Here is a 24,065-nt window from a genome sequence, read left to right on the forward strand (position 1 = left end):
CCGCATATTTCGCGACTATGTCAATTTTCCCTGATTAAATTTCCCGGGCTGCACCGCCTTCCGGTCGTTCCTCTGTTCGCGCCCGAATCGACATACGTTCATTCAGCGCGTATCCGTCGGAATGTTATGACCGTCTTCTGCGCTTCAGTATCAGCCCTGCCGCGGCCAGGACCGCCAGCAGCGCTGTTCCTCCCCAGAGAAGAACAGAAGTCTGATCTCCGGTGAGCGGCCCTATGCCGCCCTCATCTTTTTTCTTTTCCGGATTCGTCGGCTTATCTGGCTTATTCGGCTTGTCCGGTTTGTCCGGTTTATCCGGCGTATCAGGTTTGTCCGGCGCCTTCTTCACAACGCTGATCGTGTACTGAATCGTTTTGCTGTCCGGATCCTGAATCATGAAATCCCGGCCCTCTTCAGTCTGCTCAGCCTTCCATCTGTAATTGAACGCCTTCAGCGTCCCCGCCTCGGAGATCGCCTCGCCGGTAAAGGTTCCGGTCACCTCACCGGTAACCTTCAGCTTCGTTCCGCCTTTCGTATCAGCAGGAATCTTCACACCCGGCACCTTCATATCCAGCGTATCGCTGACACCTGTAACATCCCGATAGAGATCGGAGAATTTTGTATACTCCTTTTTCAGTCCCATGACAATCGTCACGCGCTGTCCCTCGCGTTCCACACTGCGAATCTCGAAGAGATCGTTGTCTGTCAGAGATGCGGTCGGATTCTCCGGCAGAACCAGTCCGTCCTCCATCGTCAGGACCGCCGTAAATGTGCTTCTGACCCGGTCGGTCGTGATTTTGTCCGCATCCCCGCCGTAGTTGTCCTTCAGTGACTGTATCTGCTCCTTGATGGAGGATACGTCCAGTCTTCCGGTATATGTAACCGTGTCACCGGCGTTCACCTGATGCAGCGCCTCATGCTCCGTATCCTCTCCGATCAGGATGTCGCCGCCGAGAATCAGCTCCATCGGTTTGGAAATCAGCAGTGTGTGCTGAATCGTGTCTTTCCCCGTCGCATTTTCGTCTCTTCCGGTGTCGGACTGCGTCGCGCTCCAGGAAAAGCGGAACCGTTTCAGCTCGTCATTTTTCTTCGCCACTGCCGAAAAGTTCCCGTTCACCGTTCCCGTCACCGTCAGTTTCTGCTCATCGGCCGTTTTTCCGCCGTCTGTTCCGAGCCCTCCGACAGTCAGTGAAATCGTGTTCTTTCCCTGTGCCAGAGGCGATTCGACTCCTGCGGAATCAACCGCGTCCTTCAGTTTCTGATAATCCGTCAGACCGCCCCGCAGGGTAAACGTGACCGTTATTTTTTGTCCGTCCACGGAAGTTTTCCCCAGAACAAAGCAATCGCCCAGCCCCTCGGCGGAGACCTCGGGATCGTCGGGGATCTTCACTCCCTCCGGCATCGTGAGAACCGCCGTAAAGACAGACCTCGGATCCGTCAGGCCGATCGAAGCAAAGTCTCCCTGCACCTCCGAAAACATGTTTTCGATATAGGTCATCTTCTCCTTGACAGAGGAAATATCCACAGCTCCGGTCAGGCTGAAGGTTTCTCCGTCGCAGACGACCTCCGTTTTACTGCTGGTGCTCTGGCTCCTGCCCCAGAGATCGCCGGGAAGGTTCATCCCGGACGCTTCAATTGTCTGCACCCCGGGATCGTCCTTCCATTTCAGATAATACACCGTATCACCCGTGATTTCCGGATTATCCCCTTTCATCTCAAAGATCCCGAACAGCTTGTAGTCGTCGAACCGATATGATTTTCCGCTGCCGTCCTCGCCGGAATTCCAGTTATTCCGGTCTGCCAGAAGGGAACCGGTCTTCACCGCCCCGGCGTCCGGCTTCAGCTTATTGTAGTCGAAGCTGCCCAGCAGCTCGTGAAGCGTCTGTCCATAGGTCGCTTTGTTCCGGAGCACAGCCGTCTCGCCACCGTTAGCATCCTTCTGAATCTCAAATACATCCGGATTCTGCTTAAACACCGACGTGTCTGAGAACTGCCCGCCGTTGGCCGAGAAGCTCACCTGATACTGCAGATCGTCATACTGTGCATACAGATCGCAGCTGATTTCCCCCTGAGCGAAGCTCACCTCTGAACCGGGCAGAATCGCCTGTGTCTTTCCGGCCGCGTCCTTCGTCCAGTAGCGGAACTGTTTTCCGGGAACGGAAAACTCTGAACTCTGTTTTGTGATAACATCATAGCCCAGAACCGTCGTCTTCTCCTTATCGCTGCTCACCGGAGAAATAAACGTCTCGCCCCGTCCGTTGTGATAGACCACAGTCTTCATATCCCACTTGGCGTATACATCCCGATCCTCTGTGATTTTATCATCCCAGACGAACGCCTTTTCCGCGCCGCTGCTGTCGCGATAGAACCAGCCCAGGAATCTGCTCCCATCGCTGTCCGAAGGATCGCCCGGCCGGGTATTGCCGGTGACATCGTCCAGCCGGTAACCCCGGATCGTCTGCGCCGTTTTATTCTTTGTCGTTCCGTCGGCAAAGGAAGCGTTTCCGTTGTTCAGCCGGAATGTAACTTTGGCGGCAGGCACCCATACGTGCTTCTTTTGATCATCCGACGCCTTCGCCACGGAATACGTGTACGTTTCGCCTTTTTTGTTGATGGGATTCAGACCGGTGACACTCGTGTCGGTCAGAGTGAACAGCGTCAGTCGCTCGTTTCCGTTTTCCTCACCGTTGGTAGGCGTCGTCACGTCATAATTATAGCCTGCATCATAAGCAATTCTGAAGGAGCCTCCGGTGACGATATATTCCGCAGGACTGTCCGCGCCTCCGTTGTCTGCTGTCTTGTCCTTCGCCGGAGTATTGACGACAGAGTCCCCGGTAAACTTGATGAACTGCCCCTTCGGATCGTTCAGTCCCGCGCCGTAGAGCGGCGTACTTCTCATGTTCACGCCGGTCAGCGTGGAATTGGTGAACAAAGCAGTTCCGCCGTAGTTGATGTTCAGGCCGCCCGCGTAGCTGTTTTTAAACACCACTTCAGAATCGGTCACCTTCATCGCTCCTGTGTTCGTAATGCGGGAGCCGTCCGAGGTCAGCACCGACCCATTTTTAATCTCACTGGGACCGAAAATCGACATCGTCTGCTTATACGCAGAGGCGCCGGTGGCTTTATACGCATAGAAATCAGAATGATCCAGCGACAGTAATACGGTGTCTCCCTGCGGGTTGAAATAATACCAGACGCCCTTTGTCGTCAGAGACGCGTTCTCCAGGTGCAGTGCATTATACTGCTCGCTCAGTTCTTTGTTCGCCTGCACATCTACAGTGCATCCGATGAAACGCGAGGCCGAATCGTAACTGAACGCCCTTCCGCTGCTGTTCTTCGCGGAGACCGTCAATGCGCTTCTGCCGCTTCCCTGGAGTTTTCCCGTGCCGGACAAAGCAAACCCGATTTCGTTTCCGTCCAGCACGTATTTTCCATCCTGCACGATGCTCCCGGCTCCGACTGTGAGCGCAGTTTTAAACCCGCTCATCGTCAGAGATGCTCCGCCGGAGCACCGGAGCTTCGCTCCGTTGGACAGTGTGATTCCGTTCGCAGTTCCGTCTCCGTTAATCACGGCGTTTTCTGCAACATCAAGCGTGACGGCTTTGTTGACCGCCGCTCCCTTCGCCGCGGCTCCATCCTCCCGGAAATTCCCCTGAAGGTGGATAACGTCGCCCTCTCCCGCGGCCGCAACGGCCTTATCCAGCGTTTCGTAGGTCTGCTCCCTGTTTTCTCCGATCCAGATCTTTCCTGCGTCGCCGTCGCTTCCGGCCGGAGCAATGGCCGCAAAAGCACACGTGACCGACAGCGCCCCGGTCAGTACTGCCGCAGCAAGTATCGCCGCGTACCTGACAAGCCGCCGGTTCTTTCCCTTGTGATGATGATTCAATTTTTCCTTCCTTTCATGTCAGCTTTCTCAACAGCCGTCTGAACAAGCGCCGTGTCTGCGTAATGCGTGCTCCGCAACTGATTCGTGCTCCGCAGCGCTGCCGGCAGATTTTTACCGGCACCCGTTTGCCGCGCCCGTCAGTCCGACGGGGATGCAACGAGCGAAAACACGGCATATTTTGCGTCTTGTTCATCATCATAATCGGGTATGCTATGCGAGGTCAATTCATCCGGGAGCATTGTGTTTCATTAGGGCTGACATATATCCGTTCCGGGTCACGGAGGGGGGAGAAAGTAAAAATCAGCAGGTAAGAGGTTTTCTCCTGCCTGCTGATTAATTAGTGTTTATATCTGTTTTCTTTTCTTACCGATCAGGAAGAGAATGAATCCCAATGAAGCAATCATGATTCCTCCATATAGCAGAAGATTACTGTTGTCTCCCGTATCCGGCGTATTGGCCGGCGTCTTTGGCGTGTCCCTGGTATTCGTAATCACGAACCCCTTCTTGGCGTCACCATTGATCGCTGTAGTGTAACCGGACACTTTCTCTTCTTTGATGGTGTAGGCAATTTCCTTCCCATCCTTATACTGATCAAGATCTTTGAACGTATATTGCCAGTGATTATCCTTGGACAGCTTCTGTGTATCTATCTTTTTGCCATCCGCGTAGAGATTGACAGTAATGTTGCCTGTCGCGCCGCCAACCCACTTTTTCGTCACCGGTACAGATACCTTGCCGGAAATAGTATTTGTGATGGTAAAGCCATTTTCAGCTGTACCGGAAATGCCGGTTGTATAACCATCTACTTTCACTTCAGCAATTGTGTAAACAATCTCATGGCCATCCGTTTCATCATATTTCGGAAGGTCTTTGAATGTATGCTTCCAGTTTCCGTTCGCTGTCAAGGTGGCCGTATCTTTCTCAACATTATCCGCCAGAAGTTTCACTTTGACCTGATCGGTTTCCTTGCCGACCCACTGTTTGGTTACCGGCACAGATACCTTTTCCGTATTAATGTTCTTTACGGTATATCCGGAAGCTGCATTACCAGTGATTTCCGATTTGTAATTTTCAATAGAATCTTCTTTGATCGTATAGTTGATTTCTTCCCCATCTTTATACTTCTCAAGATTAGTGAAAGTATGCTGCCAGTTATTTGATTTATTCAGTGTAACAGAATCGACTTCTGTGCCGTCCGCATACAGACGAATCTCAGCAGAATCGCCTTCCTTGCCGACCCACGTCTTTGTTACCGGTATCGAAACTTTTCCGGTGATTGTATTGGTTACGGTAAATCCGGTTTCCGCTGTTCCACAGACGACGCTATTATAACCATCCAATTTGACTTCCTCGATAGTGTAATTGATCTTGTGTCCATCTACGCTGTCGTACTTCGGAAGGTCACTGAAACTGCCTTTCCATTGTCCGGCTTCATGCAGGGTAATCGTTTTTCCGGTATCCTTCTTATCTGCAAGAAGTTTTACTGTAACAGAATCTGTTTTCTTTCCCACCCATGACTTTTTTACCGGAATGGAAATTTTTTCTACATTGGTGTTAGTGATGGTATAACCGTCTTTCTGAGAACCAGTTACCTTATCTTCATATCCGGCAGGAACATCTTCTTTGATCGTATATTTGATTTCCTCGCCATTCGTCCGGTACTGCCTCAATCCGTCAAAGCCGTCTGCCCAGCCGTTGGCTGCATCCAAGGTAATAGCCTTGCCTGTGTCTTCACCATCTGCATAAAGATGTACGGTGACTGCGCCGCCTTCCTTTCCGATCCATTTCTTATTTACCTTGACGGAAATTTCCTTTGGCTCATTGCTGATGGTCTTAATCGCGCCCTCTGACCCGACCTTGACTTTGATCGGCTCTTTCAGCAGTTTGAATCCATCAGGCGCCGTAACCTCTGTGATGGTAAAATCACCCTGCGATGCTTCCTGCGAAGTGAATATGCGAGAATAAGTACGCCCGGTAGCATCCGTTGCCGGCAACGTAATTTCCTCGCCGCCTGGTGTTGTTACCTTAAAAACTGCTCCGGCAAGCATGTTTCCTGTCGACTCATCTACTTTATACAGTACAATCCTATACCCGACATCCAGCGTGATAGTCCCGCCTTCCGTTATTTTTGAGTTTCTGATGGTCGTGGTGCTGGTTTGCGTGCTGTCTGTGTTGACAGTAAGCTGTGTTTCATCCCCATACACTTCCACGGTATTTGCTACTGTCGATCCATCCGCCGGCGCAGTTGTGCTATAAGACAATTGATAGGATGCCGGCTTTCCGTTGGATGCCATCCGGGATGATGCGTTCAGGATTTTCAGTTCAAAATCCGTATAAGAACTATTGTATTCAATCGAATAGTCCACGCCCTCTGTTAATTCACCTTCTTTATGGAAAGAATACGTGGAATCATAATATCCATATATCACTTTCGCGGTTTCGGGGATATATTGCATTGGGGCGTGTTCCTTTGAAATCGAATCCACTACCGTAATGTTGTTATACGAGGCCTGACGGACATTCACTCTCACATACCAAGGATGTACGTAATTTCCGCTTTTCCCCAACTTCTCCGAAGTGTACGGCCTGTTTTCCAGAACTCCTCCAAACTTACTGAAATTCGCTTTCCCGATCGCCTCCGTGTAGTCGGTTGTTCCTTTTTCCTTTACGGTAATTTTATGAGTGATTACATCGGCCGTCTCTGTTGTGTTGTAGGTCACGGTCTTTTCTGTCATAATTTCAGATGCCGTGAAGTTCACATAGAATGTTCCTTTTAAATCTCTGACCTCATCCGCGCCTGTTTTTTCCAAGTATTTATCCAGATTCTGTAATGTTACTTTAACCGTTCCGCCCTTTCCTTCTCCGTTCGATGTAACAGTCGCCGCGCCGATCGCAATTCCTGTTTCTTTATGTGTAAGAGCAATCGTTCCGTCTTTGACTGTGAATGGTTCTGGGACCGTCAACGTGAAGGTATCTCCATTCTCCAGATCGCCGTTATAGGCACTCAGATCAAAATCCGTTTCAAAGCGATAACTGCTTCCCTTGACCAGCTGATAAGTATCATTCGTTTTAGTTACATACCGGCCTTCATTTGTATCCCACAATTTAATATCCGAAATGACTTTTGTCAATTCCTTCGCATTTTTGGCCGGAGTTTTTACTGTCGGGGCTCTTCGTGTTTGATTTCTAAGACGCAGAGCTCCTGATTTTATATTATTTTCTGCATCTCCTTCTGTCTCTGCGCTCTGTTGCTGATCATCCTGCACCTTTTCTTTATTCACTTTTACGATTTTCACCTGAGAATTGATCTCCTGCGTTACATTCTTTGTTGATGTCGTATTAACATCTTCCGCATAGACAAAAACATTCACTCCCTGGAATGCAATACTGCACACCACCAGAAGAGACAGCATTACGCCTAACCCTTTCTTCTTCATATCTTTCGTTCCCTTCATTAAATACTTGATATTGTAAATAGAGACTGTCGCAAAAAGTAGACTTTCTGTTTCATATGTACATGGCATATTTTGCGTCTTGTTCTTCATCATAATTGGGTATGCTATGCGAGGTCAATTCTTCCGGGAGCATTGTGTTTCATTAGGGCTGACATATATCCGTTCCGGGCCACGGAATATGCGGAGCATACAAAAAAGCCCGGGTAATCTCGAGCTTTCTTCGCCACTCATTTCGGACAAAACAAAAACCCCCGCGTGTTCCGCGAGGTCTGTCTTCTGATTGTCGTTCATGTCACCCTTTGTGAAAAAGTGCGACTGAACACACTTCCTCTTCAGGCATTGTCAGGGTTTTATACTTCTTTCTTGACAGCCCTCTTTAATCAGGGGTCCTATATAATCTAATACTTCCTGTGACAGCTTATCATGCACACGAAGAAATTCCATAATTTCTTCATAGGTCATGCTTTCGAAATCGATGGGCTCGTCATCAGCCTCCGGTTCTGGCAATTCTTCCAAACCAATCTCTTCGCCATTTATTAACATAACGGTTTTCCCCTTTTTCTCAATCCGTTTCTCTTATTTTTCCTATAAAATCCTTTATGGTTCGGCTGATACTGGCCTCATTACGTCCAAATTTCTCAGCAATTTCCCGCTGCGTCGGCAGCCGCCCGCTCTCAATCCACATCTCCATAACAGACTCGCTTATAAACGAGAATCTTTCTGTCATACGTCCTGTCAGCAGTTCACAAATGCGGATTGTAATCAGATCCGACACAATGGGCTTCTGTCGCGCTTGCAGCGAGCAAAACGCGTCTTCTATTCTGTCCAGAACAGACTCTATTTCTTCTTCACTTTCAAATCTCATGCTTATGTCTTCATCTGCGGGGATCTGATCCCATATACTCTGAGCATCACCTTCATCACTGATACATGTGTCTCCACCTACCGTCGTCCCACCAAGTTTTTCCAGTTCAATTATACGTTCAGGCGGCAGTTCCATCGCTTCAGACAATCTCTCGTACAGTTCCGCTGAGGATATATTTGAGCCTAGCTGTTCTGCAAGTCTGGTGTATTTCCGTACTGCCCGTCGATCCGCCTCAGTTACTTTGATACCTCTGTATTTATCATCCTGAGCTTTCACACCCACTATGTGTGAGTACTCCTGCTTCCATGCAGCATTGAAATAATGAAGAAACACGCCTTTATCCGGGCTGAAATTGTTTATGCATCTGGTCGCAGTCTCTGTGATTTCACATCCATACGGCTCATAGTCTTTTTCATTAATTGAGAGCAGATAACAATACAGATTTTCAACCATTCTATAGGATTCCCGCTTAAAAGCTGTATACTCTGTTTCCCTGTCAATAGAGAACAGCGGCGAGTTCATAATCAGCTGCTCATATTTTTTCTTATCATAATACATACGGACACCTATGTTACAAAGACAGAAGGGACTTCAACATAGACCTGGCTTTTTCCGGCTCAGTGCAGCGGATTGTATTTGTAATAGATCCGAGGCAATACAGCGGGACCATATCACAGATTTTTGTATCAACTGCCTTCCCGTCAACGAAGCTTGCCTGCCCATATACAATGCTATCAACCGTACACTCCAGAAACTTCTCAGCGAAATTAAGAGCTGTAAAAATCACAATCGGCAGATCCTTGGGACCATAAGTTATATCCGCAAAGATATGCGAACCAGTCGATAAGCCGTCCACAATTCTGCCCATCAGTCGCTCGTGGACAGAGCGCGCCTCGTCAAAATCTGTATCAATTACTGTATATTTGACAGCAGCGCCAATCTCAGAATTGGCCTCCTCAAGCTCCTGTTTAAAAAGTTCAGTATTTCTGCTGTAATGACCATAGCGATCCTTTTTTACGAGAATCAGCACCTTCAGCTCATCCTCCGGCTTCATGTTTTTTTCAAGGAATGCACAGATCGGATAGCGCACCTTCTTATCTGCCACAGGAAGGAACTTGTCATCGCTGGTGTACAGCACCGGATCAACATTTTCCTTCATAGGAATACTGCAAATAATTGTTTTCTTCATTCTAAGTACCTCTCACACGCATCTATTCATGCTGAAATTACAGTATCTGTTTTTCTTCTTTGTCTTCTCCAGAACTTCTATCCCATATTCCTTTTCGATGTATTTTACATACATCGGAATTTTGGACATCGTACGTTCTATCGCACTGTCTTTATGGGCTCTTGAATAGTTAATGGATTCGTTCAGCGATACCCCTCTCGAATAATATTCCTGGACGCCTTTGCGGTAATTCTGACTGAAAAGGTAATACTCATAGCCATCATTAACCATAAAGAATGAATGCACACCGCGCTCAGTTTGCTCACAGTAAATCGTTGTCATCATAGAATCACCCTTTCTTTCAAGGCACTACTTTTGTTCCTATTCTTATATAGTGACAAAAACAACGCGGTTTAACATTCTCACGGTTATTTTTCGGAATTATTTCGCCAATGTCATTCAGAGCACAACCAGGTATTTCACTGTTCCTGCAAGCACTCCGATACGAACATCCTCTGTTTTCCCAATTTCTCTTTGCGAAACAGTTGCTCCGTTTCGTATCATCTTCACTAATTTCATGAACTGTCACAGGTCTGTCCTGTAAGCCTGTCGCAGCATTACCCATCCTCCCGTCAGTGAACGAAATCCGTCATAATTCATTTCATAATCGGGATATTTTCTCTTATCTTCCGTTCAATCTCTCTTCTGTCTTCCCAGTACTCTTCTTTGACCCAGTCGGGAGCATCATCCCTTAGTTCTCCTATATAGGGTACCTTGAATTCTCCAATCAACCATAAGGGCCATTCTTTATCAAGAAATCTCACGCTTTACCGCCTCCTCATACATTCTTTCAACCTCTTCCATCATCAGTTTAACATTTTCAGAAGTTCTACTTTTTCGTATACCGTAAGCATCATGAAATGCCTCTGCAAACAACTCAGATTCATTAGTATCGGCATATATCGCTTGAATTATACTCAAAAAAATAGGTCTTTCAATGTTTTTCATTATTTCCTTATGCGATTTTTTGAAATCGATTTTTCAAAGTGCGTGGGGAAGATATCCGGGTATACCCTCTTCCTCAATCGGCGATTAACCGTTATTGCCGTTTAAAGTACTTACTGAGTAGACACTATTTACGAACATTCCTGAATGATCCGCGGGTTCCTCCGGATAACAACCTGGACGAACAGGCAATCAGGCCGTTTTGTGGTGGAAAGAAAAACCGGAAGCTGATTGACACCGTCAGCGGCACTCAGGCAAGTGCAATCCTGTACAGCATCGTAGAAACCGCCAAAGCAAACGACCTGAATATCTGCCAATATTTCAAGTTCCTTTTAACTGAGATTCCAAAGCACATGGACGATATGAATCTCGATTTCCGGTTCCGTTGCTGCCATGGTCCAAAAAACTCCCAGAAGAATGCCGGAAGGAAAGAACCAAGTCAAAGTAACAGAAACGCCGTCAAGTCATGAACCTGGTGGCGATATTTTTTCTATAACTCACTCTCGGGTAAGAATTTTTTTGAGCCAAGATACAGGCTATTTGCCGTTTACAGGAATCCCGCCCGGCGGGCGCGTCCTGCGACGGCGGCAGACATCAAATGAAAACGCGCCCCGGTGTGCAGAGGCGCCGATAATCCGATAATATTCTGTCATTGTCCCTTAGGATATTGCGCTTTTCATACATCCGCATTCCTGATTTCACATTATATCTCTATCAGAATAAGCCAGAGGGCATTGGCAAGTACAAAGAGCTGGTTGATGCGTACATCTTTTTTCACAAGAATCCGCCATTCCATCACTGTCATCCAGATAAAGGCCGTGGACAAAACAAAAAAATATACTCCCCACACATTAGAACTGACATATTTACCTGCGAAAATACAGAAAAACGCAGCGAGCAGCTCAAAGATATAATATGTCATCACATAACCGGGAATAAGCCGCAATTTTTGGATGACAGAGTTCACACTATTCTTTTCCATAGTAGCCATTCCTCCTGCCGTTAAAAAAATTCAGCCGAACCAAAGACAAAAAAGAAAAACAGGATGTTAATCAGAAACAAGTCGGGTGCAATCCTCCCATCATGCCTGACATATCGGCGATATACCATGAACAGGAACCATGAAACGGCGATTCCCGTTGTTATGATGAATATCTCCATATGGCTCTGCCGCCAAGTTCTCCCAAAGAACCAGATTAATGTATATGAAACCTCATACAGGAGATAAATCCATACATAGAAAGGGTGATTCCGAATATGTAAATTTCTTTTTTGCTTTTGTTTACTTCTCATATGTAAAGCATTCCCCCTGCATCAGAATTTAATATGTCCCCAAATTTGTGATTTTTCCTGTTACAGGTCAATAGCGCAAAACAACTGTTTATAGTTTACCATACAAAATTCGGTCTTGGTAGTTTTTTCACAGCTCTTATGCAAACCGGGCATTTTATTACCCACTGATATTCGGGTACGCCATATCGCGTATAGCGGAATAATTGATTTCCCTAGTTTTTTTTGACCTTTTCCTGATCAAAGCCATCATTTTATCTTTGTTCACAGCACCCCAGTATGTCATCCGCTTTCTCTTTAACTCTCATTGCCAAAAGGCTTGCAATTTGAAGTGTTATCAATAAGGAAATATAGAAAAAACACCGAATCCGCTGCGAATGCTCGAATCCGATGTTTTAACTGGTATCGCCTAAGGGAGTCGAACCCTTGATTCAGCCGTGAGAGGGCTGCGTCTTGACCACTTGACCAAGGCGACATATTTTCGTTTGCTCGTCTTGAAAACTGACGAATATTATTATATACTGTGAATTGGCTATTGTAAAGCAAAATTTTTATAGAACAGGAGATTTTTTTCTATGATGAAATATATCAGCACCCGGGGTATGGACAGCAGGCTGACAGGAGCGCAGGCAATCATTCAGGGAATCGCGCCGGATAAGGGGCTTTACGTTCCTGAGGAAATCCCCGCACTTCCCTTTGTTCCCGGAGAAATGACGGACCGTTCCTATCAGGAAATCGCGAAGGCTGTCATCGGCACATTCTTCGACGACTACACCGCAGAGGAAATGCAGCGCTGCATCGACGGCGCCTACGATGAGAAGTTCGAAGAGAAGGAAATCGTTCCGATTACCGAGGCCGGAGGCGCGTTCTTCCTCGAGCTCTACCACGGAAAGACCGCAGCTTTCAAGGACATGGCTTTGTCGATCCTTCCATATCTTCTGACCACTGCCACAAAAAAAGAACACGAGGATAAAAAAATCTGCATTCTGACGGCCACCTCCGGAGATACCGGAAAAGCGGCGCTGGAGGGTTTCGCGGACGTGCCGGGGACGGAGATTATCGTGTTCTTCCCGAATCAGGGCGTGAGCCAGGTGCAGGAACGCCAGATGATCACACAGGAAGGCTCCAACACCCATGTGTTCGCGATCGAAGGCAATTTTGACGACGCCCAGACCGGCGTAAAGAAAATCTTCAATGACCGGAATTTCGCAGTCAGACTGGCGGATATGGGCTGCAGACTTTCCTCCGCGAATTCCATCAATATCGGACGGCTTGTTCCGCAGGTCGCCTATTACGTTTACGGTTACATTCAGCTCATCGCCCGCGGTGTGATCCGGGACGGCGACCCGATCAACATCGTCGTTCCCACCGGCAACTTCGGCAACATTCTGGCAGCTTATTATGCTAAGCAGATGGGTCTTCCGGTGGCGAAGCTGATCTGCGCCTCCAACAAAAATAAAGTTCTGACGGATTTCATCTCCACCGGCGTGTACGATACAAACCGGGACTTTTATCTGACGAATTCTCCGTCCATGGACATTCTCATCTCCAGCAATCTGGAACGCCTGCTCTACCATCTGAGCGAGGGCAAAGGGCCGGAGATCCGCGATCTGATGGAGCAGCTGGAGTCCGCGAAGCATTATGAGGTTTCGGCCGCCATCCGCAGCGGACTGAAGGACTTCTACGGCGGTTTTGCAGATGTGGAGGCGACGAACAAAACCATCGGCGAGATGTATCGGAACAACGGGTACCTGATCGATACCCATACGGCGGTAGCCTACAAAGTCTATTCAGATTACCGCGAGACCACGGGTGACCGGACTCCGACGCTGATTGCATCTACCGCCAGCGCCTATAAATTCGCGGAAAGCGTCGCGAAGTCCATCGGTCTTCCCGAACAGCCCGACGGATTCCGCTACATTGAGGAGGTTGCCTCCGGAACCGGCGTGCGGGTGCCCCGCGGACTGAAGGACCTCGACAAAAAAGAAGTTCGTCACAGCGGTGTCATCGAAATCAGCCAGATGGAAGACACGGTAGCTGAAGCGCTCCGGACGCACTGACCACGCTGACACGCGAGGCTCGCGGGCGAAACAAATGTGAATGCCCCGTAATGATACTGCTCCGGATATGCGGGCCGCACCAGCACACGATGTTCGCGAGGTTTTCACGGAATCCCCGGGGGTTATAAAATTCTACGGGATTCGTAAGATTCAAGGGTTTCAAGAGTTTTTGAGGTTTTGTAAGTTTTCCTCTTGCAAAACCTCTTATTTTATGGTAAATTAGTTCGTGGACACTGATGTGGAGGATTGACCGAGTGGCTAAGGAGCTCGCCTGGAAAGCGAGTAGGGTGTAACAGCCTCGTGGGTTCGAGTCCCATGTCCTCCGCCAAATGAAGAGAGGTAACCTATACGAACAAATTAGTACGTTAGGACCTCTCTTTTATTATTTTTGAGCGGTTTCAGAGAATATGTTTCAATATCATAATTTCGAAAATGCGAATCAAAATGGTAAAAACCTAAAATATGAACCCTTAAGGCTGTTCTTTGCCAGACTTTTTTAGCATCAACTTCCTATAATAGTTCTCTTCGTATGTAGCCGGTGCTACATAACCTAACTCTTCGTGTAGTCGCTGTTCATTATAGAAATCAATATAATTCCTCACGGACTCTTTGAGTTCTCTTTCTGACCGATATCGCATCCGATATAGTTCTTCTTGCTTAAGTGTGGCAAAGAAGGATTCCATTACGGCATTATCGTATGGAGTGTACGGCTTGGAAAAAGATTGTGTGATACCAAGTGATAGTAAAAGTTTTTGTACAGCTTCAGATCGGTAGTTCGCACCTCTGTCGCTATGGAATATCAAATCCCTTGTTGGACAGCGATCATTATATGCTTGTCGTATCGTTCGTTTAACCAGATATGATGTGTTACTTTTACCGATACTGTACGCAATGATTTTTCGACTGAATAAATCTATTATTGCACATATGTAATATGGATTATCTTTAACTCTGAAATATGTTATGTCACTCATCCAAGTTTTGTTTGGTTCATCGGCTTCGAAGAACTGACATACATAGTTTTTGAACTGCGCCATCTCCTTGTTATATACATATTTAGAATATGATCTAACGGTAATAAGGCCTAACTCCCGCATTAAATCACGTATTAAATTCGGGCTGACACAAATGCCTTCCGATTTCAACTTGGCTGTAATCTTTCTTACACCATAAGTCTGATTTGAGTCATTGAATATCTTTTCGATTTTAGGTTTTAATTCTTCACGTCTAAGAAAATACCAGGCTTTATCTCGTTTGTTTCTTTTTATATGATTGTAGAATGTTCCCCTGGATATTTTTAAAGCTTCACACACAAGGTGAATGTTGTATTGAGGATATAATCGTTCTGCTTCTTCAAGTCGCACGCGGAGCGGAGCATTTGGAGTACAGTAAGATGCTTGCAGCACAGATATTACATCTTCCAGGTGATGGTTTTTCTTTATCAGATGACGGAAGTTCATAGGCGTGAATGTGTATGGATCATTAGATGACTGCCCTTCGTATTTTCGTAGCCATTGAGTAAAGGTGCTTTTGGGCACGCCTTCATCGATCAAAAAATCTTTTAATTGCTTTGTGCTGACTGCATATCTTGCTAAGATGGCTTCCTTTTGTTCTTGTGTATAGTGTTTTCGTTTCATAGCAATTCCTTTCGTTAGGGTATTATAAAAAGAATTATAATATCGAAAATATATATGAAATCGGCAACCAACATGAAAAATATTTGCTATTTTTGATTATCGCATATAATAAAAAGTAAGCAAAAGTTCCGTGAAGCGGCAAAGTCGACGTTGTTCTAAATACATAAAGCCACTTACGGTAATGTGAGAGGGTTGCATGTTAGCCCATACTCGGTCATTTAGTGTTAGCAATTCTAACATTGAGCGTTGATTTTTCCAACACAATAGATTATACTAATAATAGAAGATAAGGAGGAGTTAAGTATGAAGGAAATAAATGAAAGATTAAAAAACTATAGGAATCAACTCCATCTATCGCAAGAATATGTATCGAATTACTTAAATATTAACAGAGCATCATATTCTCAGATGGAAAATGGAAACAGAAAAATTACCGCGGATGAGATTGCTAAGTTGAGTAACTTATTTGGTATTTCAGCAGATTCACTTTTAGGTGCTACAGAGTATAGTGAGCCAGCGATGATATTTGCACGAAGCTTTGAAAAACTAAATGAAACTGACCAGGCGGAAATAATGAATTTAATTAGATTTAAGGAACAGATAAAATCACAGAGGTTATAATGACGAATATTTATTCAGATGCGTTAAGGTTTAGTGACCCGGAATTACTAGCAAGCGATTACCTAAATGCGTTCTATAATGCAACTCCGATATCATTTCCCATAAGCCCTTTCGAAATGTTAAATTACGAAAGGGTTACTTTTGTATTAAGAAATTTCAAAAAACTCGAAGGCGTATATATTCCTGCAAAAGGAGAAGATGATGTTCCGATTGTTTCAATAAATGCACGTCGACCAATAACAAGGCAAAGGTTTACTGCAGCGCATGAATTATGCCATCATCTCAAAGATTCAGATAATCAAATCGCGTGCGCAATAGGAGCACGTGATGCATCAGAAAAATTTGCAGACGCTTTTGCCTCGGCACTTCTAATGCCCATGTTTGAACTCAGAAAAAAAGTAAATCAGTATAGTGATGAAAACGGTAATGTTTCTTTAGAATCAGTTTTGCATATCGCAGATTATTTTGGTGTTAGCTTTGAATCATGCTTATATAGAATAGCCTATAAGATTCATGCTATAGACGGCGACACTTCTCCTGACAGTTTAAAAAAACGCATTAAAAAATTCAAACCAGACAATGTCAGGAAAATGCTAGGTCTTACATATTTGGACTTATATTGTGATCTCGTCGACAACTATGCAGAACAACTGAGATTCACTCCTAACGATAATGCAAGATACTTGTTTGAACATGAATACATTTACAATGATAGCCGAATGGAAGGAGCAGAAGTTACAATTGAAGAAGCATCTGAAATAGTAACAGATTTAAGATTAAATGCTCAAAACAGCACATACTGTAACGAAGAACACGAGGCATATATGTCAATTGCTGGTCATTATAAAATGTATCAGTCGATTTTTGAATCGCCGACAAAAGACACGTTAAGCATATATGATACATTTCTTCTAAACCGAGATTTGTTTTCATACTATCCATGTCCGGAATTTGGAGGTAATCCTCGTCAGCAAAATGTTCTCGTTCTAGGTGCAAAATTTGAAGCCGTTGATTTTAGAGACATTTATCCTGAATTGGCGAAGATTGATGTTGAGATCAAATCATTCTTTGAAAAAAGGCACGAACTCAAACCCAGTGAATACATAATGCATATTGCTCGAGTTCATCATCGAATTACGGTAATACATCCTTTCCCTGAAGGTAACGGCAGAACTTCTAGGGCATTTATGAATATGCAACTAGTTAGATCTGAATTAAGTCCAATATATATAAAGGTTGAAGAGAAAGATGAGTACATTTCAGCTCTGGAGTTAGCCGATAAAGAGGGAAATTATACTAATCTGTATGAAATTATATTCAAAGTTATGATTCGAGTTCATGCAGAAATGTACAGTTCAAATGCAAGCACTTAAGAACAAATGGGATAAATGGGATTTCACCGGTTTTGAATTCCCAAAACCCAGTGTTTATGCGGCCTCTGGGGTTCGAACACCGTGTCCTCCGCCAGATCGAGCAGCTTTTCGAAGCTGCTCTTTTTTTATGCAATTCCAAGGGATCCGTCGATTGCAACGGTTTGCGGGTTTCAGAGCATCCGGTTTTGCACCGCATATAACCGCATACAACGGTATATAACGGCATGTTTTTTGAGGATTTTGATGGGAGAAAATGTGCGAATTCGCATATTTTTGAGAGTCCGTGGAACTTGAAGCTGCGGAGTGGTCACACCTGTTGGGAGCGATTCTGCGATTTCGCATAATTGAAGCGGACCCTTTCAGTCCTTAATATCTGAGTATAGAAAAGTTCTGAGACAGAACCGGCAGCTGCTGCAGATCATACATTCAAAAGATATTGAAGGAGATGATACCGGATGACCGATGAAATATATCAGAAAACCAATCCACTGTTTATAGATGAGCCGTTAACCTTACCGGATGACAAGAACGATGCCGTTCAGAAGAAAATTCATCTTATTCCAATCAGTGAGATAGATCCCTTCCCTAAGCATCCGTTCCATGTCAGGGAGGACGAGGATATGAAAGCTCTGGTGGACAGCATCCGGATGAACGGTGTGCTCACTCCAGCCGCCGTCCGGAAAAAAGAAGACGGAAGATATGAACTGCTGTCCGGCCACCGGAGAAAGCGGGCCTGCGAAATTGCAGGACTCAGCACCCTACCCTGCAAAATCGTAGAACTGAATCAGGATGAAGCCGTCATCTTCATGGTGGACAGCAACCTGCAGAGAACAGAAATCCTTCCCAGTGAGAAAGCCTTTTCATATAAGATGCGGCTTGATGCCATGAAACGACAGGGAAAACGAACCGATTTAACTTCTGCACCACTGGAGCAGAAGTTGGAGCAACAAACTTCTCGGAATATTTTAGCCAATCAAATCGGTGAAAGTTCCGAACAAGTTCGCCGGTACATCCGCCTGACCCATCTCATTCCGTCTCTCCTGCGGATGGTGGATGAGAAAAAGATCGCCCTGCGGCCTGCCGTGGAGCTGTCCTATCTTCCACGAGAATGGCAGGAAGTTGTTGTTGCGGCCGTCCATTATCAAAAACGAACGCCCAGCCACGCTCAGGCAAAGGAATTGAGGAAACTGGCCGAAAGCAGCAGCCTCACCAGAGAGCTGGTCTATCAACTGCTGGGTGAGAAAAAGCCGAATCAGAAAGACCGGGTCATTCTGAAAACAGAGACGATCAGAACATATCTGCCGGAGAACCTTCCGGTTTCACAGCGTGAAGATTACATTATCAAAGCACTGGATCACTATGGCAAGTATCGGGCAAGGAGGGAACGGGCGAAGCATTCCCGTTAAGATATGAGAGGCATATTTACATGGGTCGGCTGCAGGAAAAAATAATTTTCCACTTGCTGCCTTCATTCGCATAATTGCCGGTGAATCATTTCTCCCATATGATAAAAGAAAAAAAGGGAGGTCACAAAGATGTTCGGAAACAAATATAAGCTGAGCTACGATGAACGCAGAATCATCGTCCTATGTCTGATCGAAATGAAAAACAAGCTGATACAGGAGAACCGCTACACCGATGCCATCGACGATCTCCTGGTAAAATTCCTTGACGATTAAGCTATCCTTTCAGCCGGAAGCTGAATACATGACCCTGCACAATCCGGTGCGGGGTTATTTTTCTATCCGGCTTTCGGAGAAAGGCTAAGAGATGGCTACAACAAAGGAAACAATGAAAATTATTGCAATGGGACTGGGAGAAACCGGAGCCCGTGAAACAGAAAGCTGCGCAGGCTGCCCTTTGGTGGATGCACTTGCCAGGAGAGCTGCAGAGCATTTTGCCGGTATGACAGAAGAGATGGATGAGGAAGTGGTCCTGGAGATCGTGCGCAAGCTGGAAACAGAGGCCTGTTCGGATGAACCGGGTGCTATGATCGCCCTTCTCGGCAGGATCTTTCGCCAGAATGGAATGGAATCCGCTGCAGCGGAAATGGAGGCACTGGATTACTGCATCAGTGAAGTTCCTGATGCCTGCGAAGTATTTGCCGACTCATTCTTTGATGACGGATATGTTGACTGGTACTGCGTGGAAGGCTGGCTTCGTGACATGTTTCCCAGTAAGGATCAGAAGCTGCTGAGTTAGGAGGTCAGGAATGGCAAAATACGAAACCATTGCGATCTGCAATCAGAAAGGCGGCGTGGGAAAAACCACCACGGCGCTGAATCTGGGCGTGGGTCTTGCCAGAGCCGGAAAGAAGGTGCTGCTCATCGACTCGGATCCACAGGGTGACCTCACCCAGTCTCTGGGATGGAACGGGGATGATCTGGAGAAATCCCTGGGCAGATTGATGTATCTGGTCACCAGAGACTGCAAACCCATCGTGGAGGATACGATCCTTCATCACGAGGAAGGCGTGGATCTGATCCCGTCCAATCTGGATCTCTCTTCTATGGAAGTCAGTCTGGTGAACGCCATGAGCAGAGAAAAGGTGCTGGATAACCTTCTTCAGCCGATAAAGAAAAACTACGAATATATTCTGATCGACTGCATGCCGTCATTAGGCATGATCACCATCAATGCGCTGACCGCAGCGGACAAAGTGATCATCCCGGTGCAGGCCCAGTATCTTCCTGCCAAAGGAATGACGCAGCTGATGAAGAGTATCGACCGGGTCAAGACCCACACCAATCCGGACCTGAAAATCGGAGGCATCGTCATGACGCTGGTGGACAACCGGACCAACCTGGCAAGAGATGTGATCAGCAGCATCCGGACCCACTACGGGATGGCGGTCCGGATCTTCGATACCCAGACCCCGGTGGCGGTGAAAGCGGCAGAGGCAGCCAAGTCCGGACAGAGCATCTTTGACTATGACGGAAACGGAAAAGTGGCAAAAGCCTATGAAGCACTGACGAAGGAGGTGATCCGCGGTGGCGAAAGAGAAAAGAGAAGAGATACAGTTTCCATCACTCGATGAACTGTTTTCCTCTCAGGAAGAACGGGATGACGCTAAACTCAAGCGGATCTACGAAATACCGCTGACTGAGATCGATCCCTTCCCGGATCATCCCTACAAGGTCCGGGATGATGAGGGCATGATGAATCTGGTGGAGAGTGTCCGCGTTAACGGGATCATTACTCCCGCGACGGTACGAAAAAAAGAAGATGGGCGGTATGAACTGCTGTCAGGACACAGGAGAAAAAGAGCCTGCGAGCTGGCCGGACTCCCCACTCTCCGTTGCGACGTCGTAGAAATGGACCGGGATGAAGCTACGGTCTTCATGGTGGAATCCAATTTTCAGAGAACGACAATCCTTCCCAGTGAAAAAGCATTCGCCTACAAGATGAGGCTGGAGGCGATGAATAGGCAGGGAAAACGAACTGATTTAACTTCGTCCCCACTGGGGACGAAGTTAGAAAGATCAAATATAGAATTATCTAATCAAGTTGGAGATAGTAAGAGCCAAATTCACCGATATATCCGCCTCACCGAACTGATTCCGGAAATTCTGGAACTGGTGGATGAAGGAAAGATTGCCCTACGTCCGGCAGTAGAACTGTCATATATCCCGAAAGAGATTCAGGAAGACATCTTAAACTGCATCGACATGGAGCAGTGCACTCCTACCCATTCTCAGGCGATCAGGATGAGAAAAATGGCTGGGGAAAGCAAACTGACTCCGGAATCCATCGAGGCAGTCATGCTGGAGGAGAAGCCTAACCAGAAGGAGCGCATCGTCTTCCGGGGAGACCGGATCGCAAAGCTTTTTCCAAGGGACCTGCCACTGTCCAAACGGGAGGATTTTGTTGCGGCAGCCATGGAGCACTACAACCGCTTTCTCCAGCGAAAAGCGAGGGATCAGGAACGGTAAAATGCGGGAGTACGCATTCCCCGTTTTCCCTCCCTGTAACCCTCCCTTTATTTACTACCAGTTACTACCCGAAGAAGAAAAATACTTAAAAGAAGAGAGGCAAACTGAGGCGTCTGTGTGAATGCACAGGCGTTTTTGCTTGCCCTATCACGGCGCTTCAGCGCCGATGAAGGTCAGCCGCAAGAGATTCCCAAATCTGTGATTTGGTGAATTTTACTGCGATTGCCCTGAAACGGAAAGAAGAAACGGTTTTGAACAGGAAAACAGAACTTAAGCAGAAATTCAAGCAGCTGCTCACCATCGCCTTTGCATCCATGATGGTGCTGGGATCCGCCCTTCCTGCAGTGACGGAGACGGCCAGCGCATTCACCGGCAAGGTGGGAAGCAGCTATACGGTCATTGACGGAGGCAGGATCACCTACGGCTCCGGTGACGGAGGCTACAGCAATTCCAGGAAATGCGATCTGGGCGACGGGCTGGGAAGCCGGTATACCTACTGCGTCCAGCCGGCCAAGGCATCGCCGCCTACAGGAAAGGTCACGGTAGACAAAGTGATCACCGATTCCGACGACAAGGGAAAATGGAATGCGCTCAGGAACATCGTATTCTACTCCCCGTCCTATCCGGGATATGAAAAGAATACCGGCAATATCAAGGGCGCATATTACACCGGAAACTTCACCAAAGACTGGGCTATCGCTCATCTTGCCATGGCTTATGTTTACGAAGGAAGGCCGTCCGATATGGCGACCTGGGGCGGAACGAAAGCTTCCGGCCTGGGGGATATCTGGACAAAGGCAAAGAAACTGGGAGACGGACTCTGGAATGCGGATTCGGAAAAAGATGAGGCCATCCCGGGAAATTTCAAGGTGTTCATCAGCACCATGAGCGGCGTGCAGGACATGGTGGCAGGATATCTGGAGGATATCCGGGGCGGATTCCGCCTGCAGAAGATTGATAACGATCTGGATGAACCGTATGCACAGGGAGATGCCACGCTGGAAGGCGCGGAATTCACCGCATTTAACAAAAGCGGTCATACGGTTTTCCTCGGAGAGAAGAAAATCAACCAAGAAGAAGCGGCAGTTACGATCAGGACGGACAAGAAAGGCCTTGCAAAGTCTGCTGCAGATGCCCTGCCATACGGCTCCCTGAAAGAGACCAAAGCGCCTTCCGGATATCTTCTGAATGAGAAATGGTCCAGAGCCATCAGCATCCGAAAAGACGGAGAGATCATCGACATTACTTCGGATCCGGTGAAAGAAAACGTGGGTAATCAAAGTTTTTTAGGGTCTCTGTTCATTCGGGTCTAACAGTGGGCTCCTTCCGTGGGGTCTGACAATGGGGGGCAGTGCGTAGGGGCAAAAGAACTCAAAATGCATAGAGGAGGCCGTGATTGCCTCCTCTATGCTTCTTCATTTATCATATAACTGCAACGATTTTAAAATGAGAGCGTTTTAGATTCAACTGCGAAAAGGATTTTAGGAGAGTATGAAACAATATTTGCGCAGTTTTGGAGTAGTATCATTTAAATGCAGTCGTTAAATCCACAAAAAGATGATAATATATCATCAGGGAGGTGGAGACATGAAATACGATAAGGAATTCAAACTGCAGGCTCTTGAACTGGCCGATGAAATCGGCGTCAAGGCAGCTGCGGAGCAACTCGGCATCAAGTATTACACACTTGCCGACTGGCGTCGCCAGCGCAAAGCTCACGGCGAAGAATCTTTCGTTGGCAGTGGTAACAAAATGATACCGCTCAGCGAAAAGGATCGTCGCATTAAGGAACTCGAAGCGGAGCTTCGGGAAACCAGGCGAGCTAACGATATACTCAAGGAGGCCCTCGGTTTTTTCGCACAAAGCCGGAAGAAGTGAGAGCCCGGAAACGCTTTGAGTTCATTCGTGAATACAGCAGCAGATGGCCTGTAAGCGTTATGTGCGATGTCCTGAACGTGAGCGAGACCGGTTATTACAGATTCAAAAGGAATCTCGGTAAGCCCGGCAAGGACGCTGTTCTTTCGGCAGTTATGCAGGAAATACTCGATGAGAATATATACAACGATAACTATGGTGTGGATCGAATGCAGATAGCACTTGGAAATCGCGGTTACAAGGCTGGTAAGCGCAGGACAGCCAGAATCATGAAGGAAAATGGTTGGCTCCATGAACGTAAGCGCCGTCCGAAAGGCTTAACCAGGGCAACTACTGAAATACAGGAGAAGGAAAACCTGATCAAACAGGATTTCAGGTCAGATCAGCCGTATCAGAAGTTGCTTACCGATATATCTCAGATAGCATGCCGTGACGGCAAACTATACATATCTCCAATAATGGATTGCTTCAACGGAGAAATACTTTCTCTGGTAATGCGAAGCAATATGTGCAAGGAACTGTGCATTGATACATTCAATGCAGCAGCCAAAAGGTTTCCTTTGAACGGAGCCATACTCCATTCAGATCGCGGAAGCCGGTATACAAGTGAAGCATTCCGTGAAGAACTCAATAATGCCGGTGTTCTGCAGAGCCTCAGCGGCGTGAACCATTGCTTTGATAACGCCCGGATGGAAAGCTTCTTCGCTACTCTCAAGAAGGAGCTCCTCTACAGGATTCCAACATACAAGATGAAGATGGAAGAAGTTAAAACAATCATCTTCAGGTATGTCTTTATCTACTACAACCAGATAAGGATATACACTTCAAATCCGGATGGTCTCCCGCCGGCAGCTTACAGGAGACGTCTGAAACAATCGTTAGCAGAAGCTGCATAATTTTG

Annotated in this window: 22 protein-coding genes and 2 tRNA genes; 13 read left to right on the forward strand and 11 right to left on the reverse strand. The window is 46.7% G+C overall.

The window, feature by feature from the left end; translation table 11 throughout:
* Nucleotides 1–124: 124 nt before the first annotated feature.
* The 8 genes from BHK98_RS03470 to BHK98_RS03500 all read right to left on the reverse strand — a co-directional run bounded on the left by BHK98_RS03470 (nt 125) and on the right by BHK98_RS03500 (nt 10,379).
* Nucleotides 125–3,883: an LPXTG cell wall anchor domain-containing protein gene (locus tag BHK98_RS03470; RefSeq protein ID WP_075712202.1), complete on the reverse strand. Its 3,759-nt coding sequence runs from the start codon at nt 3,881–3,883 to the stop codon at nt 125–127.
* 344 nt (nt 3,884–4,227) lie between these two features.
* Nucleotides 4,228–7,431 (reverse strand): Cna B-type domain-containing protein, encoded by a 3,204-nt coding sequence (locus tag BHK98_RS03475; protein WP_075712203.1) that lies wholly within the window; start codon nt 7,429–7,431, stop codon nt 4,228–4,230.
* Nucleotides 7,432–7,680: 249 nt separating this feature from the next.
* Nucleotides 7,681–7,881 carry a hypothetical protein gene (locus BHK98_RS03480; protein WP_075712204.1) on the reverse strand — a complete coding sequence of 67 codons (201 nt, stop codon included), beginning with the start codon at nt 7,879–7,881 and terminating at the stop codon, nt 7,681–7,683.
* 19 nt (nt 7,882–7,900) lie between these two features.
* Nucleotides 7,901–8,761, reverse strand: a complete 861-nt coding sequence (locus tag BHK98_RS03485) for a hypothetical protein (protein ID WP_075712205.1) — start codon at nt 8,759–8,761, stop codon at nt 7,901–7,903.
* A gap of 13 nt (nt 8,762–8,774) precedes the next feature.
* Nucleotides 8,775–9,392, reverse strand: a complete 618-nt coding sequence (locus BHK98_RS03490; RefSeq protein WP_075712206.1) for a TM1812 family CRISPR-associated protein — start codon at nt 9,390–9,392, stop codon at nt 8,775–8,777.
* Between the two features lie 12 nt (nt 9,393–9,404).
* Nucleotides 9,405–9,716: a hypothetical protein gene (locus tag BHK98_RS03495; RefSeq protein WP_075712207.1), complete on the reverse strand. Its 312-nt coding sequence runs from the start codon at nt 9,714–9,716 to the stop codon at nt 9,405–9,407.
* Nucleotides 9,717–10,027: 311 nt separating this feature from the next.
* Nucleotides 10,028–10,195, reverse strand: a complete 168-nt coding sequence (locus BHK98_RS13460) for a hypothetical protein (protein WP_158024451.1) — start codon at nt 10,193–10,195, stop codon at nt 10,028–10,030.
* A complete protein-coding gene (locus BHK98_RS03500) occupies nt 10,182–10,379 on the reverse strand; it encodes a hypothetical protein (protein WP_075712208.1) in 198 nt (65 codons plus the stop codon). The genes BHK98_RS13460 and BHK98_RS03500 overlap by 14 nt, the downstream gene beginning before the upstream one ends.
* A gap of 38 nt (nt 10,380–10,417) precedes the next feature.
* Here BHK98_RS03500 and BHK98_RS03505 point away from each other — a divergent pair, with 38 nt between their 5' ends.
* Nucleotides 10,418–10,846 (forward strand): IS66 family transposase, encoded by a 429-nt coding sequence (locus BHK98_RS03505; RefSeq protein ID WP_075712209.1) that lies wholly within the window; start codon nt 10,418–10,420, stop codon nt 10,844–10,846.
* Between the two features lie 233 nt (nt 10,847–11,079).
* Here BHK98_RS03505 and BHK98_RS03510 read toward each other — a convergent pair whose 3' ends face one another.
* Together BHK98_RS03510 and BHK98_RS03520 are read right to left on the reverse strand one after the other, a co-directional pair.
* Nucleotides 11,080–11,358, reverse strand: a complete 279-nt coding sequence (locus tag BHK98_RS03510; RefSeq protein ID WP_075712210.1) for a hypothetical protein — start codon at nt 11,356–11,358, stop codon at nt 11,080–11,082.
* Between the two features lie 708 nt (nt 11,359–12,066).
* Nucleotides 12,067–12,141, reverse strand: a tRNA-Glu gene (locus BHK98_RS03520).
* Between the two features lie 100 nt (nt 12,142–12,241).
* On the opposite strand from BHK98_RS03520, the gene thrC reads away from it, so the two are divergent.
* Complete coding sequence (gene thrC, locus BHK98_RS03525) at nt 12,242–13,726, forward strand: threonine synthase (protein WP_075712212.1); 1,485 nt, start codon at nt 12,242–12,244, stop codon at nt 13,724–13,726.
* A 240-nt stretch (nt 13,727–13,966) separates the two neighbouring features.
* A tRNA-Ser gene (locus tag BHK98_RS03530) sits at nt 13,967–14,054 on the forward strand.
* A 142-nt stretch (nt 14,055–14,196) separates the two neighbouring features.
* Here the strand turns inward: BHK98_RS03530 and BHK98_RS03535 are convergent.
* On the reverse strand, nt 14,197–15,363 hold the full coding sequence (locus BHK98_RS03535) for an IS3 family transposase (protein ID WP_075712213.1): 1,167 nt from the start codon (nt 15,361–15,363) through the stop codon (nt 14,197–14,199).
* Nucleotides 15,364–15,666: 303 nt separating this feature from the next.
* Between BHK98_RS03535 and BHK98_RS03540 the strand changes: the two genes are divergently transcribed.
* The 10 genes from BHK98_RS03540 (at nt 15,667) to BHK98_RS03580 (ending at nt 24,060) form a co-directional block, all read left to right on the forward strand.
* The gene (locus BHK98_RS03540) at nt 15,667–15,984 is read left to right on the forward strand and encodes a helix-turn-helix domain-containing protein (RefSeq protein WP_075712214.1); all 318 of its coding nucleotides are present in this window, start codon (nt 15,667–15,669) and stop codon (nt 15,982–15,984) included.
* Nucleotides 15,984–17,357: an ImmA/IrrE family metallo-endopeptidase gene (locus BHK98_RS03545; protein ID WP_075712215.1), complete on the forward strand. Its 1,374-nt coding sequence runs from the start codon at nt 15,984–15,986 to the stop codon at nt 17,355–17,357. The genes BHK98_RS03540 and BHK98_RS03545 overlap by 1 nt, the downstream gene beginning before the upstream one ends.
* Before the next feature lie 455 nt (nt 17,358–17,812).
* Nucleotides 17,813–18,763 carry a ParB/RepB/Spo0J family partition protein gene (locus tag BHK98_RS03550; RefSeq protein ID WP_083628027.1) on the forward strand — a complete coding sequence of 317 codons (951 nt, stop codon included), beginning with the start codon at nt 17,813–17,815 and terminating at the stop codon, nt 18,761–18,763.
* Between the two features lie 129 nt (nt 18,764–18,892).
* The gene (locus tag BHK98_RS13625) at nt 18,893–19,036 is read left to right on the forward strand and encodes a hypothetical protein (protein WP_168851741.1); all 144 of its coding nucleotides are present in this window, start codon (nt 18,893–18,895) and stop codon (nt 19,034–19,036) included.
* 91 nt (nt 19,037–19,127) lie between these two features.
* Nucleotides 19,128–19,559 carry a hypothetical protein gene (locus tag BHK98_RS03555; protein WP_075712216.1) on the forward strand — a complete coding sequence of 144 codons (432 nt, stop codon included), beginning with the start codon at nt 19,128–19,130 and terminating at the stop codon, nt 19,557–19,559.
* Nucleotides 19,560–19,569: 10 nt separating this feature from the next.
* Entirely contained in the window at nt 19,570–20,394 is an 825-nt protein-coding gene (locus BHK98_RS03560) for a ParA family protein (protein WP_075712217.1), read from the forward strand.
* Entirely contained in the window at nt 20,348–21,289 is a 942-nt protein-coding gene (locus tag BHK98_RS03565; protein ID WP_075712218.1) for a ParB/RepB/Spo0J family partition protein, read from the forward strand. Before BHK98_RS03560 ends, BHK98_RS03565 begins: the two co-directional genes overlap by 47 nt.
* Before the next feature lie 251 nt (nt 21,290–21,540).
* Nucleotides 21,541–22,602 carry a prealbumin-like fold domain-containing protein gene (locus tag BHK98_RS03570; RefSeq protein WP_143404522.1) on the forward strand — a complete coding sequence of 354 codons (1,062 nt, stop codon included), beginning with the start codon at nt 21,541–21,543 and terminating at the stop codon, nt 22,600–22,602.
* Between the two features lie 274 nt (nt 22,603–22,876).
* The gene (locus BHK98_RS03575; protein WP_075712220.1) at nt 22,877–23,167 is read left to right on the forward strand and encodes a transposase; all 291 of its coding nucleotides are present in this window, start codon (nt 22,877–22,879) and stop codon (nt 23,165–23,167) included.
* Nucleotides 23,164–24,060 (forward strand): IS3 family transposase, encoded by an 897-nt coding sequence (locus BHK98_RS03580; RefSeq protein WP_143404523.1) that lies wholly within the window; start codon nt 23,164–23,166, stop codon nt 24,058–24,060. Before BHK98_RS03575 ends, BHK98_RS03580 begins: the two co-directional genes overlap by 4 nt.
* Nucleotides 24,061–24,065: the final 5 nt, after the last annotated feature.

This window comes from Hornefia porci (assembly GCF_001940235.1).
Classification (GTDB): domain Bacteria; phylum Bacillota; class Clostridia; order Peptostreptococcales; family Anaerovoracaceae; genus Aminicella; species Aminicella porci.

Coding starts and splice junctions, on each gene's coding strand:
- BHK98_RS03475 (WP_075712203.1), bottom strand. CDS start 7,431: ATGATGAAGAACAAGACGCAAAATATGCCATGTACATATGAAACAGAA.
- BHK98_RS03480 (WP_075712204.1), bottom strand. CDS start 7,881: ATGTTAATAAATGGCGAAGAGATTGGTTTGGAAGAATTGCCAGAACCG.
- BHK98_RS03485 (WP_075712205.1), bottom strand. CDS start 8,761: ATGTATTATGATAAGAAAAAATATGAGCAGCTGATTATGAACTCGCCG.
- BHK98_RS03490 (WP_075712206.1), bottom strand. CDS start 9,392: ATGAAGAAAACAATTATTTGCAGTATTCCTATGAAGGAAAATGTTGAT.
- BHK98_RS03495 (WP_075712207.1), bottom strand. CDS start 9,716: ATGATGACAACGATTTACTGTGAGCAAACTGAGCGCGGTGTGCATTCA.
- BHK98_RS03500 (WP_075712208.1), bottom strand. CDS start 10,379: ATGAAAAACATTGAAAGACCTATTTTTTTGAGTATAATTCAAGCGATA.
- BHK98_RS03510 (WP_075712210.1), bottom strand. CDS start 11,358: ATGGAAAAGAATAGTGTGAACTCTGTCATCCAAAAATTGCGGCTTATT.
- thrC (WP_075712212.1), top strand. CDS start 12,242: ATGATGAAATATATCAGCACCCGGGGTATGGACAGCAGGCTGACAGGA.
- BHK98_RS03535 (WP_075712213.1), bottom strand. CDS start 15,363: ATGAAACGAAAACACTATACACAAGAACAAAAGGAAGCCATCTTAGCA.
- BHK98_RS03540 (WP_075712214.1), top strand. CDS start 15,667: ATGAAGGAAATAAATGAAAGATTAAAAAACTATAGGAATCAACTCCAT.
- BHK98_RS03545 (WP_075712215.1), top strand. CDS start 15,984: ATGACGAATATTTATTCAGATGCGTTAAGGTTTAGTGACCCGGAATTA.
- BHK98_RS03550 (WP_083628027.1), top strand. CDS start 17,813: ATGACCGATGAAATATATCAGAAAACCAATCCACTGTTTATAGATGAG.
- BHK98_RS13625 (WP_168851741.1), top strand. CDS start 18,893: ATGTTCGGAAACAAATATAAGCTGAGCTACGATGAACGCAGAATCATC.
- BHK98_RS03555 (WP_075712216.1), top strand. CDS start 19,128: ATGGCTACAACAAAGGAAACAATGAAAATTATTGCAATGGGACTGGGA.
- BHK98_RS03560 (WP_075712217.1), top strand. CDS start 19,570: ATGGCAAAATACGAAACCATTGCGATCTGCAATCAGAAAGGCGGCGTG.
- BHK98_RS03575 (WP_075712220.1), top strand. CDS start 22,877: ATGAAATACGATAAGGAATTCAAACTGCAGGCTCTTGAACTGGCCGAT.